This is a genomic window from Pseudomonas sp. H1_F01, from assembly GCF_054681425.1.
Map to the genome: position 1 here is coordinate 5,137,477 of NZ_CP162823.1, position 16,016 is coordinate 5,153,492.

General features: G+C 61.7%; 13 protein-coding genes. 5 read left to right on the forward strand and 8 right to left on the reverse strand.

Annotated elements, in window-relative coordinates:
- Positions 1–160: 160 nt before the first annotated feature.
- Positions 161–760 (reverse strand): FMN-dependent NADH-azoreductase, encoded by a 600-nt coding sequence (locus tag AB4O09_RS23115; protein ID WP_003198927.1) that lies wholly within the window; start codon positions 758–760, stop codon positions 161–163.
- Positions 761–910: 150 nt separating this feature from the next.
- Entirely contained in the window at positions 911–1,225 is a 315-nt protein-coding gene (locus AB4O09_RS23120) for a hypothetical protein (protein WP_003198925.1), read from the reverse strand.
- 50 nt (positions 1,226–1,275) lie between these two features.
- Between AB4O09_RS23120 and AB4O09_RS23125 the strand changes: the two genes are divergently transcribed.
- The 5 genes from AB4O09_RS23125 (at position 1,276) to aqpZ (ending at position 6,547) form a co-directional block, all read left to right on the forward strand.
- Positions 1,276–2,199 carry a LysR family transcriptional regulator gene (locus AB4O09_RS23125; RefSeq protein WP_003198924.1) on the forward strand — a complete coding sequence of 308 codons (924 nt, stop codon included), beginning with the start codon at positions 1,276–1,278 and terminating at the stop codon, positions 2,197–2,199.
- A 14-nt stretch (positions 2,200–2,213) separates the two neighbouring features.
- Entirely contained in the window at positions 2,214–3,017 is an 804-nt protein-coding gene (locus tag AB4O09_RS23130; RefSeq protein ID WP_003198922.1) for an alpha/beta fold hydrolase, read from the forward strand.
- A gap of 4 nt (positions 3,018–3,021) precedes the next feature.
- Positions 3,022–3,585 carry a peptidylprolyl isomerase gene (locus tag AB4O09_RS23135; RefSeq protein WP_460107544.1) on the forward strand — a complete coding sequence of 188 codons (564 nt, stop codon included), beginning with the start codon at positions 3,022–3,024 and terminating at the stop codon, positions 3,583–3,585.
- 83 nt (positions 3,586–3,668) lie between these two features.
- Positions 3,669–5,501 carry an ABC transporter ATP-binding protein gene (locus tag AB4O09_RS23140; RefSeq protein WP_003198918.1) on the forward strand — a complete coding sequence of 611 codons (1,833 nt, stop codon included), beginning with the start codon at positions 3,669–3,671 and terminating at the stop codon, positions 5,499–5,501.
- Between the two features lie 356 nt (positions 5,502–5,857).
- Complete coding sequence (gene aqpZ, locus AB4O09_RS23145; RefSeq protein WP_053162063.1) at positions 5,858–6,547, forward strand: aquaporin Z; 690 nt, start codon at positions 5,858–5,860, stop codon at positions 6,545–6,547.
- A 16-nt stretch (positions 6,548–6,563) separates the two neighbouring features.
- Here the strand turns inward: aqpZ and AB4O09_RS23150 are convergent, their stop codons facing one another.
- From AB4O09_RS23150 to hrpA, 6 genes are all read right to left on the reverse strand, one after another.
- Positions 6,564–7,688, reverse strand: coding sequence for a GNAT family N-acetyltransferase (locus tag AB4O09_RS23150; RefSeq protein WP_460107547.1), 1,125 nt, complete (start codon positions 7,686–7,688; stop codon positions 6,564–6,566).
- Between the two features lie 142 nt (positions 7,689–7,830).
- Positions 7,831–9,141 (reverse strand): OprO/OprP family phosphate-selective porin, encoded by a 1,311-nt coding sequence (locus tag AB4O09_RS23155; RefSeq protein ID WP_003198912.1) that lies wholly within the window; start codon positions 9,139–9,141, stop codon positions 7,831–7,833.
- A 227-nt stretch (positions 9,142–9,368) separates the two neighbouring features.
- Positions 9,369–9,605, reverse strand: coding sequence for an anti-sigma factor family protein (locus tag AB4O09_RS23160; protein ID WP_003198910.1), 237 nt, complete (start codon positions 9,603–9,605; stop codon positions 9,369–9,371).
- The gene (locus AB4O09_RS23165; protein ID WP_003198907.1) at positions 9,599–10,210 is read right to left on the reverse strand and encodes an RNA polymerase sigma factor; all 612 of its coding nucleotides are present in this window, start codon (positions 10,208–10,210) and stop codon (positions 9,599–9,601) included. Before AB4O09_RS23165 ends, AB4O09_RS23160 begins: the two co-directional genes overlap by 7 nt.
- Positions 10,211–10,420: 210 nt before the next feature.
- Positions 10,421–11,542 carry a beta-ketoacyl-ACP synthase III gene (locus AB4O09_RS23170; protein ID WP_003198905.1) on the reverse strand — a complete coding sequence of 374 codons (1,122 nt, stop codon included), beginning with the start codon at positions 11,540–11,542 and terminating at the stop codon, positions 10,421–10,423.
- A gap of 338 nt (positions 11,543–11,880) precedes the next feature.
- The gene (gene hrpA / locus AB4O09_RS23175; RefSeq protein WP_460107550.1) at positions 11,881–15,792 is read right to left on the reverse strand and encodes an ATP-dependent RNA helicase HrpA; all 3,912 of its coding nucleotides are present in this window, start codon (positions 15,790–15,792) and stop codon (positions 11,881–11,883) included.
- Positions 15,793–16,016: the final 224 nt, after the last annotated feature.

Below are 16,016 nucleotides of genomic sequence, written 5' to 3' on the forward strand. Positions count from 1 at the left end.
GTTTCCATTTCCCCAAAAAAAAGCCCGATCTCGCTAACGCGTTCAATCGGGCTGATGCACTCAGGAGCAATAAGTGCAAAGGGAGGTTCGATGCGCAAAACGGTTTGAAGGGAAGCGCCAAGTCACTAGACCACCTGGCGATTATCCGAGGATTAACGGATCAGGCGACCTGCGCCAGTTTGGCGTTGGCCTGATTCAGGCCCTTCTCCTGGAAGTCGCCGCCCAGGTTCATGCCCTCTGCATGGATGAAGGTCACGTCGTGGATCCCGATGAAGCCCATCACCTGGCGCAGGTAGGGTTCTTGATGGTCAGAGCTGCCGCCAGCGTGAATGCCACCACGGGCGGTGAGCACGAAAGCGCGCTTGTCGGCCAGCAGGCCTTGAGGGCCGGTGGGGGTGTATTTGAACGTCACGCCGGCACGCAGCACGTGGTCGAGCCAGGCTTTCAGGGTGCTGGGGATGGCGAAGTTGTACATCGGCGCAGCCATCACCAGTACGTCGGCGGCCAGCAGTTCATCGGTCAGTTGGTTGGAGCGTTCCAGCGAGGCGTTTTCAACGTCGCTGCGCTGCTCGGCCGGCTTCATCCAGCCCCCCAGCAGATTGGCATCCAGATGCGGCACCGGATTGATGGCCAGGTCGCGAACGCTGATTTCGTCGGCCGGGTGCGCCGCTTTCCACTGGCTGATAAAGGTTTGGGTCAGTTGACGGGACACCGAGTCTTGCTGGCGGGCACTGCTTTCGATGATCAGAACGCGGGACATGGCTTGTAGGCTCCATCTGAGAATGTTGTCAGTCGATGGAGTGAAGATTAAACGCGAGCATATCGATGAAAAAGCGCAAATAACTGCTGTAAAGCATCGATAAATTCGTTTATAAGCGGAGCAAGCAATATTGCCTGCCCCACTGCCGGGCTATTTCGGCTGACAGGTCAGCTTGATGCGCAGCTTGATGATGTTGCGGTTGAACTTGGCCGTGGCGTTCTTGAACTTGCCGGCGGCGACTTCGATCTTGCGGGTGCGAGGTGCTTCAGGGCCATTGCTGAAGACCACGGTACAAGCCGCGTCGGTGCTGCCGTAGTTGTTGACCTGGATGGAACCGATATCGGCATCGGTGTCATAGGCGTTGTAGTCGATGCTCAGGCCGTTGAGGTGTTTTTCCACATCGATCGGGTAGGCAAACGCAGTCAGTGGCAGCAAGGCCAGCACCACACAACAGATTTTCTTCATTCGGCAGTCTCCACCAAGGGACTGCCAGCTTAGGACAAGAGGAGCTCGATATGAAAGCGCCCCGCGTGACCCTTGATCAATGGCGCACCTTGCAGGCCGTGGTCGACCACGGTGGCTTCGCCCAGGCCGCTGAAGTGCTGCATCGCTCCCAGTCGTCAGTGAGCTACACCGTGGCCCGCATGCAGGATCAGCTCGGCGTACCGTTGCTGCGCATCGATGGTCGCAAGGCCGTGCTGACCGAGGCCGGCGGCGTACTGCTGCGCCGTTCCCGGCAACTGGTGAAACAGGCCAGCCAACTGGAAGACCTGGCCCACCACATGGAGCAAGGCTGGGAAGCGGAAGTGCGCCTGGTGGTCGACGCGGCCTACCCCAACGCCCGCCTCGTTCGCGCCTTGACGGCGTTCATGCCACAAAGCCGTGGCTGCCGGGTGCGGCTGCGCGAAGAAGTGTTGTCGGGTGTCGAAGAAGTGCTGCTCGAAGGCGTGGCCGACCTGGCCATCAGCAGCTTCAGCATTCCTGGCTATCTGGGGGCAGAATTGAGCGACGTTGAATTCGTCGCGGTGGCCCATCCCGAACACGCCCTGCATCGCCTCAACCGCGAGCTGACGTTCCAGGATCTGGAGAGCCAGTTGCAAGTGGTGATCCGCGACTCCGGACGCCAGCAACCTCGCGACGTGGGTTGGCTCGGCGCCGAGCAGCGCTGGACCGTCGGCAGCCTGGCCACCGCCGCGACCTTCGTAGGCAGCGGCCTGGGCTTCGCCTGGCTGCCCCGGCACATGATTGAGCGGGAACTCAAGGAAGGCACGCTTAAACAGCTACCCTTGGATCAGGGCGGCAGCCGCAACCCGAGCTTCTATCTGTATTCGAACAAGGAAAAACCCCTGGGCCCGGCCACGCAGATCCTGATCGAATTGCTGCGCACCTTCGACACCGCGCCACTGGATGCGCCGTTCGCAGCCCCTGAACAAGCCTGACAAGGAGTTCACCGATGGCCTATTTCGAGCACGAAGGTTGCAACCTGCACTACGAGGAATACGGCCACGGCACGCCCTTGGTATTGGTCCACGGGCTGGGTTCCAGTACCCAGGATTGGGAAAAACAGATCCCGGTGCTGTCCACCCACTATCACCTGATCGTGGTGGATGTGCGCGGCCACGGTCGCTCCGACAAGCCGCGCGGGCGCTACAGCATCGAAGGTTTCAGCGCCGACCTGAGCGCCCTGATCGAACACCTGGGCCTGGGCCCGGTGCATCTGGTGGGCTGGTCCATGGGCGGCATGATCTGTTTTCAACTGGCAGTGGATGACCCCGGACGGCTCAAGAGCCTGTGCATCGTCAACAGCGCGCCCGAAGTCAAAGTCCGCACGCCCGACGATTGCTGGCAATGGTTCAAGCGCTGGAGCCTGATGCGCCTGCTCAGCCTGGAAACCATCGGCAAGGCCCTCGGCGCCAAGTTGTTCCCCAAGCCCGAACAAACCGAGTTACGCCTGGAAATGGCCCGGCGCTGGGCAAAGAACGACAAACATGCTTATCTCGCCAGCTTCGATGCGATCGTAGGCTGGGGCGTTCAGGAACGACTTTCGCAGGTTGCCTGTCCAACCCTCGTCATCTGCGCCGACCACGACTACACCCCGGTGGCGCTGAAAGAAGCCTATGTAAAACTGCTGCCCGACGCACGGCTGGTGGTCATCGCCGATTCACGGCACGCTACCCCGCTGGATCAACCCGAACGCTTCAACCAAACCCTGCTCGACTTTTTGACCGCAACCGATTCCACCACTCAGGATCACTGACCCCATGCTGAAAAAAATCGCCCTTGCCGCCGGCACCGTACTGTTTGCCGCCAACCTGATGGCTGCGACACCCGCCAAGGCACCGCATGTATTGCTGGACACCACCAACGGCCAGATCGAAATCGAACTGGACCCGGTCAAGGCCCCCATCAGTACCAAGAACTTCCTTGAGTACGTAGACAGCGGCTTCTACAACAACACGATTTTTCACCGCGTGATCCCGGGCTTCATGGCCCAGGGCGGCGGCTTTACCCAACAGATGCAGCAAAAAGACACCAAGGCACCGATCAAGAACGAAGCCAGCAATGGCCTGCACAACGTTCGCGGCACCTTGTCGATGGCGCGCACCTCCAACCCGGACTCGGCCACCAGCCAGTTCTTCATCAACGTGGCCGACAACGCGTTCCTCGACCCGGGCCGTGACACCGGTTACGCGGTGTTCGCCAAAGTGGTCAAGGGCATGGACGTAGTGGACATCATCGTCAACTCCCAGACCACCACCAAACAAGGCATGCAAAACGTGCCGATCGACCCTGTGCTCATCAAGTCGGCCAAGCGCGTCGACTGAAGAGGCACACGGCAAGCCTGGGTGGCGCGGTGATCCCGCGCCGCCCATAGCAAAAAGGAGAGCCCTTGCCAGGGCATTGACTGATGGTTTATCGCCGTTTCGAAACACTGATCGATATCTTCCGCGACGCCCCGACCTCGGCCCCACCGAATCGCGTCCTGCCCTTCTACACCTATTACCTGAAACAGGTCTGGCCCAGCTTCGCCGTACTGCTGGTGGTGGGCCTGATCGGCGCGTTGATCGAAGTGGCGCTGTTCAGCTACCTGAGCCGCATCATCGACCTGACCCAGGGCACGCCCAATGTGGACTTCTTCAAGGTCCATGGCCTGGAGCTGGCCTGGATGGCCGTGGTGGCGCTGATCTTCCGGCCGATCTTCGTGGCCCTGCATGACCTGCTCGTGCACCAGACCCTGAGCCCCAGCATGACCAGCCTGATTCGCTGGCAGAACCACAGCTACGTGCTCAAGCAGAGCCTGAATTTCTTCCAGAACGACTTCGCCGGGCGCATCGCCCAGCGCATCATGCAGACCGGCAACTCCCTGCGTGACTCGGCGGTTCAGGCCGTGGATGCCCTGTGGCACGTGCTGATCTACGCCGTCAGTTCCCTGGTGCTGTTCGCCGAAGCCGACTGGCGCCTGATGATCCCGCTGCTGATGTGGATTGCCGCCTACATCGGCGCACTCTGCTATTTCGTGCCACGGGTCAAGGAGCGCTCGGTGGTGTCGTCCGATGCCCGCTCCAAACTGATGGGGCGGATCGTCGATGGCTACACCAACATCACCACCCTGAAGCTGTTCGCCCATACCAATTTCGAACAGCAATACGCCCGCGAAGCCATCCAGGAGCAGACCGAAAAAGCCCAGTTGGCTGGCCGGGTGGTGACCAGCATGGACCTGGTCATCACCAGCATGAACGGGCTGCTGATCGTCGGCACCACCGCGCTGGCATTGTGGCTCTGGACCCAGTCGCTGATCAGCGTCGGCGCCATCGCGTTGGCCACCGGGCTGGTGATACGCATCGTCAACATGTCCGGCTGGATCATGTGGGTCGTCACCGGCATCTTCGAAAACATCGGCATGGTCCAGGATGGTTTGCAGACCATCGCCCAGCCGGTCAGTGTCACCGACCGCGATCAGGCCAAGCCTCTGGCCGTGGCCCGGGGCGAGGTGCGTTTCGAGCACGTGGATTTCCACTATGGCAAGAAAAGTGGCGTGATCGGCGACCTCAACCTGACCATCAAGCCCGGCGAGAAAATCGGCCTGATCGGCCCGTCCGGCGCGGGTAAATCCACCTTGGTCAACCTGCTGCTGCGCCTCTATGACGTGCAAGGCGGGCGCATTCTCATCGATGGCCAGGACATCGCCGAAGTCGGCCAGGAAAGCCTGCGCGAACGCATCGGCATGATCACCCAGGACACGTCGCTGCTGCATCGTTCGATTCGCGAGAACCTGCTCTACGGCAAGCCCGACGCCACCGATGCGCAACTCTGGGAAGCCGTGCGCAAGGCCCGGGCCGATGAGTTCATCCCACTGCTGTCGGACGCCGAAGGCCGCACCGGCTTCGATGCCCATGTGGGTGAGCGCGGCGTGAAACTGTCCGGCGGCCAGCGCCAGCGCATCGCTATCGCGCGGGTACTGCTCAAGGACGCGCCGATCCTGATCATGGACGAAGCGACGTCAGCGCTGGACTCGGAAGTCGAGGCGGCGATCCAGGAAAGCCTCGAGACCTTGATGCAAGGCAAGACCGTGATCGCCATCGCCCACCGCCTCTCCACCATCGCCCGGATGGACCGATTGGTGGTGCTGGAGAATGGCCGCATCGCCGAAACCGGCAGCCATGCCGAACTGCTGGCCCATGGCGGGTTGTATGCCCGATTGTGGCAGCATCAGACCGGGGGGTTTGTGGGGATCGACTGAGCTTCTACAGACAGGTGGTGTGGGGTCGTGTGGGAGCAAGACTTGCCCGCGATGAAGATAACGCGGTCTCCCGGATGGCCCGAGGCGCCTGTATCGCGAGCAAGCTTTGCTCCCACAGCCCAGTGTCCGAGCGCCATTCTGAAAAATTCTGTCCAGGATCCATTTAGCCCGCACCGCAACGACATACTCCCCCTCGACCACGGCCAAAACCGCCACCGTCCATGACGCTGGCGGTTTTTTTGTCGCTGGATTTGTTGCAGCACTCTGCTGTACTCAGCCCAGGTTCTGGAGATGAACCTGTCGTAATACTGCTGGATGCATAACCGATTATCACGACTGTTTTATCAAGGAAGCTTATGTCTTTACTCAAACGTTCAACGACTGAGTTGTTGGGTACGTTCTGGCTGGTATTGGGCGGCTGCGGCAGCGCGGTATTGGCCGCCTCCGGGATTGGCGTGCTGGGGGTTGCCCTGGCGTTCGGCCTGACGGTGTTGACCATGGCATTCGCCATCGGGCATATCTCGGGTTGCCACCTGAACCCGGCGGTGTCGGTGGGCTTGTACGTGGGCGGGCGGTTTCCGGCCAGGGAGTTGCCTGCCTACATCGTTGCCCAAGTCATAGGGGGTGTACTGGCCGCCGCGTTGATCTACTTCATCGCCAGCGGCAAGGAAGGCTTTGACCTGGCCGCGTCCGGCCTGGCAGCGAACGGTTATGGCGAGCATTCGCCGGGTGGGTATTCGATGGCAACCGGTTTTGTCACCGAGCTGGTCATGACGGCGATGTTCATCCTGATCATCCTCGGCGCCACCGATAAACGTGCGCCTGTCGGGTTGGCACCGATTGCCATCGGCCTGGCCCTGACGCTCATTCACCTGATCTCGATTCCGGTCACCAACACGTCCGTCAACCCGGCCCGCAGTACCGGTCCGGCGCTGATTGTCGGTGGCTGGGCCATCGAGCAACTGTGGCTGTTCTGGGTAGCGCCGCTGCTGGGTGCCGTCATCGGCGGTGTCTCGTACCGCTGGCTGGGCCAGGAAAACCGCTGAGTCACACCCGCGAAAATCAGCACTGCCGATAAGGCAGTGCTGTTTTCGCCTCTTCGGCATACGCCAGCACACCCTCCTGTTCCCGGGCGAGAAAATCTTCGACCGCCGCTTTCAAACCAGGGTGGCGCAGGTAATGCCATGAGCGGGTAATCACCGGCTCGAACCCGCGAATCAATTTGTGCTCACCCTGGGCGCCGGCGTCAAAACGCTGCAAGCCATGGGCAATCGCGTAGTCCATGCCTTGATAGAAACAGGTCTCGAAGTGCAGGCGATCGAACTCCGCCAGACAGCCCCAATAACGTCCGTAGAAACTGTCGCCACCCACCAGGCTGAACGCCATCGCCACCGGCCGCGAACCTTGCTTGGCCAGCACCACGCGAATGGCCTCGGGCATGCGTTCGGCCAGCAGGCTGAAAAACGCTCGGGTCAAGTAAGGCGCCTGCCGTCGTATCGCGTAGGTGTTGGCGTAACAGGCGTAGACAAAATCCCACTGCGCCTCGTCCAACTGATGACCTTCGAGCCATTCGAACGCGATGCCCTGCCCCGCCACTTGCTCACGCTCCTTGCGCATCTGCTTGCGCTTGCGGGAACTGAGCGCATCGAGAAAATCCTGGAAGTCGCGATAACCGCGATTCTGCCAGTGATACTGGCAGCCGATCCGCTGCAGCCAGCCTTCTTGCCCGGCAAGCGCCACGTCGGTGAAGGCATCGGTGAAGTTGATGTGGGCACTGGAGAGCCCTTCGATTTCCAGGTATCCGGGTATGCTGCCCAGCAGCTCCAGGCCGTCCTCCACTCGCGCCGCCAACAGCCGAGGGCCACTGACCGGACTGAACGGCACCGCCGTCAACAGCTTGGGGTAATAGTCGATGCCGGCGCGGGCGCAAGCGTCGGCCCAGGCGTGGTCGAACACGTATTCGCCGTAGGAATGCCACTTGCGGTAACTGGGCAAGGCCGCCAGCAGATGACCGTCTTCAATGTGCAGCAAATGCTCGGCTTGCCAACCGGATTGCGGGCCCAGGCTGGCACTGTCTTCCAGGGTGCTCAGGAAGGCGTGGCGCAGGAACGGTTGATTGGCGGGCACCAGCGCGTCCCACTCGGGCGGCGCGATGGCGGACAGGCTGTCCAAGACGTGAAGCGGCATGCGATTCCTCGATAGCCAGACGACGGATGGAGCGAGTATCGCCGATCCTGACCGGGCGCACATAAAAAAACCCCGCCAGAGGCGGGGTTCAAAGGAGCGCTTTAACGGATGAAGTCAGAGCGGTGTATCAAGTCAACGCGATTTAGAACACGTACTGGGCACGCATCACAAAACCGTCGCCATCGTCGTCGCCATTGGCGTTGGTGACTTTGTCGGTCTTGGCCTTGATGTAGGCAGCGGAGATTTTCACCGCTTCGTTGGCGTACCAGTTCACGCCCAGGTTGTGCACCTTGGCTTCGGCATCGCCTACTTCACGAGTCGCCGAGGCAGTGGTGATGTTGTCGTCTTCGACGGTCATGCTGTCGAAGCGGTAGAACACTTCCCAGGCGCCGATGGATTTGTTCTGAGGCTTGATCGCGTCAAACTTGCCGACTTTATAGCCGCGGGATTCACCGGTGAGGGTGTAGGCACCCTGGACGTAGAAGCCGTGGCCTTTGATGTCTTCGAAGGCGGCGCTGTCAGCCTTGGTCTTGCGGGAGATGTACTCACCCTGGATCGACGCAGGACCCATGGCGAAAGCGGCTTCCAGGCCGAAGGCGGTGTCAGTGTCGTACGAACCGGCCGGCGAGTTGTTGGCGCCGCCCAGGACCGGACGGTTGCCGTTAGGGCCGGCGTCGTTGCCACCCAGGGTTTCAACGCCACGCATGCCCAGGCGGGAGCGGTAACGTGCGTCGAACGCGGTGTCCGAAACGTCACGCGAGGCCACGTTCAAACCGAAGTGCAGCACGTTGCCGGCTTCGTGCATCGGTGCGAATACAAAGCGACCGTTGACTTGCTTGACGCTGTCGCCGTCGGTGTCGTCGGTGTCCTTGCTGAACACGCCAGCCGAGGCATAGAACGAATCGGCGAAGGTGCTGGAAGCTTGGATGCCCAGGCCGTTCTGATGGCTGTTGGCCCAGTCGATCAGGTCGTAGGCGGCGTTACGCTCAGGTGCAGTCACCCACTTGGAGCTGGTGGCTTTTTCCAGGCCGAAATCGGGGTCAAAACGACCGACCTTGATCGAGACCGGCTTGAAGCCGTTATAGGCCAGGGACGCTTCGTCGAAGTAGCCGTTATCGGAGTCGCCACTGTTGTGGGACATGTCGTAGTTGATGGTGTAGGCCCAATCCGTGTACAGCACGCCGGACAGTTCCAGGAAGGCGCGACGGATGTAAGCGGCGTCGGCCGATTTACCGTTGTCGGTGTAGATACCATCGAACTGGCTGTAGTCAGCCTGCAGACGACCACCGAGCTTGAAGCTGAACTCTTTGTCAGTGGTAGCGACCTCAAGGCCGCCCTTGGTTTTGACTACGATATCGGCGCCATCGGTAGTGACGGTGCCGGCGAAAGCCTGGGCGGTTACTGCCATTGCCAGTGCGCTGGCGGCAACACCTGCGAAGTGCTTGCGGATCATCGAAGAATTCCCCTGTTGGTAGTCTATGCGTTAGAAAACACGCGGAACTGGGCCCGCTGGTGTTGGGAGGGGATCTTGGCGACGGGTTGTGTCAGGCGAGTTGCTATCACATAAAGATTTTATGACAGCGGAACTTTTTACTTCGAATGGGAATAACAAATCCAGCCATGGAGAACCTGTGGGAGCGAGCTTGCTCGCTCCCACAGGGGGTTGGTGTGTATCGCGGTTTAGCGGATGTTTCTGCGGCGCTCGGCGGCGAGTTTCTCGGCGAGGTGATCCAGGTCGGGGATCGGCGGTTGCGGCAGTTTCCTGAGGGTCGCCTGCATCAGGCGCATCTGGCGGATAAAACGCCGGCAGTTGGGGCAGAACATCAGGTGATGACGCACCATCAGGCGTTCACGAAAACTTAACTGGCCGTCGAGATAATCGCTGGAGCGCGCCACTTGTTCCTTGCAGGTCAGCATTCGCCGGTTTCCTCGAAATGTTCAACGGTCGCGAAGACTTTCAGCCGGGCGCGATGCAACAGCACTCGCACATTGGAGAGCGAAATATCCAGAAGATTACAGATTTCTTCCAGCTCCAGCCCCTGGCGTTCCCGCAGGTTCAGCACGCTGCCTTGCAGTTCCGACAGGCTGAGCAATGTGTGCTCCAGGCAATCGCGTAATTCCTCCATCGTGAGCAGCGCCTCAGGCGTGTCCTGGTGCCAGGCGAACGGCGCCAGCAGCCAATGACCATCGGCGGCGAAACGATCATCGCCGAGGGTGCCATGGGGTGACGGCAGATCGTCGAGCAACACCTCCCGGCGGTTCTGCTTGTAGCGCCCTTTGGCGGCGTTGGCGGTGATGGTCAACAGCCAGGTCTTGAGGCTGGAACGCCCCTGGAACCCACTGAGATTGCGCACCACCGACAGCCACGCGTCCTGCACCACTTCGTCGACATGGCGACTGCCGACAATGGCATAGGCCACGGCGCGCATCGGGCTCTGGTAGGCGCTGACCAGTTCCCTGTAGGCCTGCTGCTCACCGGCCAGGAGACGTTGGAGCAGGAGGCTGTCATCGGTGACCGTCATTCAACGCCCTATTGCTGGATGGATCGCGGTTGTTGCAGCTTGTGGGAGCAAGGCTTGTGGGAGCAAGGCTTGCCCGCGATGAAGGTGACGCGGTCTTCCGGGAAACCGAGGCGCCTGCATCGCGAGCAAGCTTTGCTCCCACAGGTTCCACAAGCCATAGGCCATAGGCCATAGGCCAGCAGGAATAAATCCTCTGGCCGCTAAAGTGGATCAACGCTTGCGCAAAATCACGCTGCCAATCGAATAACCGGCGCCGAACGAACTGAGCACGGCGACCGAGCCGCTGGGCAGGTCATCCTGGTATTTGTGGAACGCAATCACCGAACCGGCCGAACTGGTGTTGGCGTAGCGGTCGAGGATCACCGGTGCTTCCTCTTCGGTGGCTTCGCGTCCCAGCAGTTTGCGCACGATCAAGTGGTTCATGCTCAGGTTGGCCTGGTGCAGCCAGAAGCGCTTCACCTCGCCTACGTTCAGCTGGTTTTCTTCCAGGTGGGCGCCGATCAGCTCGGCCACCATCGGGCAGACGTCGCGGAACACCTTGCGGCCTTCCTGGACGAACAACTTGTCGCGGCTACCGGCGCCCTCTTGCGCGGCGCGGTTGAGGAAGCCGAAGTTGTTGCGGATGTTGTTGGAGAACTTGGTCAGCAGCTTGGTGCTGACCACGTCGAACTGGTACGGCGAAGTCGCCAGGTCCGCCCGCTCGATGATCACGGCGGTGGCCGCGTCGCCGAAGATGAAGTGGCTGTCGCGATCGCGGAAGTTCAGGTGACCGGTGCACACTTCCGGGTTGACCATCAGGATCGCCCGGGCCTGGCCCAGTTGCACGCTGTTGGCCGCTGCCTGGATGCCGAAAGTGGCCGAGGAACAGGCCACGTTCATGTCGAAACCGAAACCTTCGATACCCAGGGCTTCCTGGACCTCGATGGCGATGGCCGGATACGGGCGCTGCAGGTTGGAACAGGCGACGATCACCCCGTCGATGTCGGCGACGGTGCGCCCGGCGCGCTCCAGGGCCTGCTTCGCGGCACCGATGGCCATTTCGCACAGCACCGACCACTCGTCGTTGGAGCGCTCGGGCAAGCGTGGGGTCATGCGTTGTGGATCGAGAATGCCGTCCTTGTCCATGACAAAGCGGCTCTTGATGCCGGAGGCCTTTTCGATGAACGCCGCGTTGGATTCGGTCAAGGCCTCGACTTCACCGCGCGCGATGGCGTCGGCGTTGTCGGCGTTGAATTGCGCGACATAGGTATTGAAAGATTGCACCAGCTCTTCGTTGGAGATGCTGTTGGCCGGGGTGTACAGGCCGGTGCCGCTGATGACGACGTTATGCATGGTCGTGTCTCTGATCTGTTCAGGCAGAAAGCATTGGCACCGACGTACCAATACACAAAGGGACTTTTCCCATCCGGGGAAGCAGCCCTGGCATCGCTTTATTCCGATCCGCCCGGGGCATTGAAGCTCAAAACCACGGGACCGGCATTTATAGCCGCGAAGTTTGCCATAAACGCTGGCGTTTGGCCCATTCTCCCTTCACTACAACACCATACCCTGTGGGAGCGAGCTTGCTCGCGATAGCGCTGGTTCAGCCAGCATTGATGTTGACTGATACACCGCTATCGCGAGCAAGCTCGCTCCCACAGGGGTTTCACAGGAGTTGACGGGTTTTGCCATCAACCCTCCACCTGCCCCCACTGCTTGCCCAGGCGCTTGTCCGAGATCGGCACCTTGGTCCCCAGTTGCTGGGCGAACAGCGACACCCGGTATTCCTCCAGCCACCAGCGGTACAGCTCCAGTTGCGGATCGCGCTTGCCTTCCTGGGCGTGTTTGCTGGCGCGGGCCTGGTATTGGGCCCAGAGGTTCGACAGCTCGCCGCTCCAGACCCTGTCCTTCTGCACCTGGCTACCGAGCTTCTCGAAGCGTTGCTCGATGGCCTTGAGGTAGCGCGGCAGTTCCTTGAGCCATTGATGTGGGGTTTCGCGGACGAAGCCCGGGTACACCAGGTGGCTGAGTTGCTGCTTGATGTCGTTCAGCGCCACGGCCTGGGCCAGGTCGATCTTGCCCTTGAAGCGTTTTTGCAGGCCATGCCAGAGCTTGAGGATGTCCAGGGTCAGCTTCGCCAGGCGTTCGGCGTGCTCGGTCCAGCCGCCGCGCTTGCGCTCGGCCAGGGTGGCCAGCGCGGCGCCGTCACGGGGCAGACTCGCTTCGCCTTCAAGCACACAACTGTCGAGGCTGGCGAGCAGGATGTCTTCCACCAGGCTGTCGATGCGGCCCAGGTCGCGGTACAGCAGGCCCAGCTCCGTCAGCCCGGGCAGCTTGCCGCGCAGGAACTTGGCCGACTCGGCCACTTGCTGCATCAACAAGCGCTGCAAGGCGCGGCGATGCTGGAACTCGGCTTCGGCCGGGGTTGGGAAACGCCCTTCCTTGACCACGCCGCCCTCTTCCACCAGCGCCGGGTAGACCGTCATCGACAGCCCGGCGATCTTCTGTTGGGTTTTCTCGGCCACCGGGGCGAAGACCTTCGCCTCCACCGGTGCCTGGCTTTTCGCCGTTTGCGGTACGGCCAGGGCGGCCTGGCTGGCTTCGGCAAAACGCGCCGTCAGCTCGGCCAGGTCACGACCCTCGCCGAGGAACTTGCCTTGGCCGTCGACGATTTCCAGGTTCATGCGCAGGTGGCTTTCCACCTGCTGGGCCGCTTCGGTCCAGGCTTCGTCACTGACCCGCGCCCCGGTCATGCGCAGCAGCTCACGGCCCAGGGACTGCGGCAAAGAGCCCTCGGCGAAGGTGATGCGCTGCAGCGCCGCCTTGACGAAATCCGGCACCGGCACGAAGTTCTTGCGCAAGGCCTTGGGCAGGTTGCGCACCAGGGCGATGCACTTGGCTTCGATCACCCCCGGCACCAGCCATTCCAGGCGTTCCGGCGGCAGCATCGGCAGCAGTGGCGCCGGCACTCGCAGGGTCACGCCATCGCGGGGATGGTTGGGCTCGAAGTGATAACTCAGCGGCAAGGTCAGGTCGCCGACGCGCAAGGTGTCCGGGTAATGCGCGGCGGTGACTTCACTGGCTTCGCGGGCCAGCACGTCTTCTTCGCGCATGATCAGCAGTTGCGGGTCTTTCTGGCTGTTGATCCGGTACCAGCTGTCGAACGTCGCGGTCTGATGGATCTCGGCCGGCAAGCGCGCGTCGTAGAAGGCAAACAGGGTTTCCTCGTCCGCCAGGATGTCGCGGCGACGGGCCTTGGCTTCCAGCTCGTCGAGTTGTTCCAGCAGTTTGGTATTGGCACTCAGGCACTTGGCCCTGGACTGGATCTCGCCGCGCACCAACGCCTCGCGGATGAACAGTTCACGGGAGACCACCGGGTCCACCGGCCCATAGTGCACCGGTCGACGACCAACGACGATGAGCCCGAACAGAGTGATTTGCTCATAGGCCACCACCTGCCCGCGCTTCTTCTCCCAATGGGGTTCGAAGTGGTTTTTCTTGATCAGGTGCCCGGCCAGCGGTTCGATCCAGTCCGGTTCGATCTTGGCGACCATGCGCGCATACAGCTTGGTGGTTTCCACCAACTCGGCGGTCATCAGCCATTGCGGACGCTTCTTGCCCAGGCCCGACGAGGGGTGGACCCAGAACCGCCGCTGGCGAGCACCGAGGTAGTCGCCATCTTCGGTTTTCTGGCCGATCTGGCTCAACAGGCCCGAGAGCACCGCCTTGTGCAATTTCGGGAAGTCGGCCGGTTCTTTGTTGAGGCTCAGCTGCATGTCGCGGCAGATCAGGCTCAACTGCCGATGGGAATCACGCCACTCGCGCAGGCGCAGGTAATTGAGGAAGTTCTTGCGGCACCAGTTGCGCAGCGGGCTGGCGGTCAGGGCCTGGCGCTGCTCTTCGAAACCGCGCCACAGGTTGACCAGCCCGGCGAAGTCCGAATCCGCGTCCTTCCACTGGGCGTGGGCCTGGTCCGCCGCCTGTTGGCGCTCCGGCGGACGCTCGCGCGGGTCCTGGATCGACATGGCGCTGGCGACGATCAGCACTTCCTGCAAACTGCCCAGCTTCGCCGCTTCCAACAGCATGCGGCCCATGCGCGGGTCCACCGGCAGGCGCGCCAACTGGCGACCGAGCGGGGTCAACTGGCTGTTGCGGTCCACCGCCGACAATTCTTGCAGCAGGTTGAAACCGTCACTGATGGCCTTGCCATCCGGCGGCTCGATGAACGGGAAATCGGTGATCTCGCCGAGACGCAGGTGCAGCATCTGCAGGATCACCGCCGCCAAGTTGGTGCGCAGGATTTCCGGGTCGGTGAATTCCGGCCGTCCAAGAAAATCTTCTTCGCTGTACAACCGCACGCAGATCCCCGGCTCGACCCGCCCGCAGCGGCCCTTGCGCTGGTTGGCGCTGGCCTGGGAAATGGCTTCGATGGGCAAGCGCTGGACCTTGGCCCGATAGCTGTAGCGGCTGATGCGCGCGGTGCCGCTGTCGATCACGTAGCGGATGCCCGGCACGGTCAGCGAGGTTTCGGCGACGTTGGTCGCCAGCACCACGCGACGGCCCGGATGGGACTGAAAGATCCGCTGCTGTTCAGCCGGCGACAGGCGTGCATACAGCGGCAGAATCTCGGTGTGCTTGAGCTGGGCCTTGCGCAGCATCTCCGCCGCGTCGCGAATTTCCCGCTCGCCCGGCAGGAACACCAGCACGTCCCCAGGGCTGCGCCGCTCGCTGCGCTCGTAGGCGGCGATTTCGTCGAGGGTGGCGAGGATTGCCTGGTCGACGGTCAAGTCGTCTTCGACCCGGTTGCCTTCCTCGTCTTGCTCCAGGGTCAGCGGGCGATACCAGGTTTCCACCGGGAAGGTGCGGCCCGAGACTTCCACAATCGGCGCGTCATCGAAATGCTTGGAGAAGCGCTCCAGGTCGATGGTCGCCGAGGTGATGATGACTTTCAGGTCCGGACGGCGCGGCAGCAGGGTCTTGAGGTAGCCGAGCAGGAAGTCGATGTTCAGGCTGCGTTCGTGGGCTTCGTCGACGATGATCGTGTCGTAGCGCTCGAGGTAGCGGTCGTTCTGGGTCTCGGCCAGCAGGATGCCGTCGGTCATCAGCTTGATCAGGGTGTTGGCGTCGCTCTGGTCCTCGAACCGCACCTGATAACCCACCAGCGCGCCCAACGGCGTGGCCAGTTCCTCGGCCACCCGGCTCGCCACACTGCGCGCGGCGATCCGCCGCGGCTGGGTGTGGCCGATCAAGCCATGCTGGCCACGACCGATTTCCAGGCAGATCTTCGGCAACTGCGTGGTTTTGCCCGAGCCGGTTTCGCCGGCAATGATCAGCACCTGGTGCTTGAGCAGCGCGTCCTTGATTTCGTCGCGCTTGGCGGCAATCGGCAAATTATCGTCGTAGCGAATCAGCGGCAGGCTCGCCTTGCGCGCCAACACCTGATCGCACGACGCCTGCATGCGCGTCACCCACTGGGCCAGCTTGGCCTCGTCGGGCTTCTTGCGCAGCTCGAGCAACTGGCGCCGCAACCGGTGACGGTCGGCGAGCATGGCGTGGTCGAGGTTTTTCAGCAGCTTGTCGATAGCGGGGGCTTGGTCAGTCATCAGGTACGCAAGGGTCGTCGGTTTGAGCAGGGGGCGATTGTCGCAGATTTGCGTACATGTGGGAGCAAGGCTTGCCCGCGATGAAGATGACGCGGTCTCCCGGGGGACCGAGGCGCCTGTATCGCGAGCAAGCTTTGCTCCCACAGGTTTTGGCTCGTTCCCACGCTCCGCGTGGGAATGCCTCAACGGACGCTCTGCGTTCGGCCCTTTGGGACGCGGAGCGT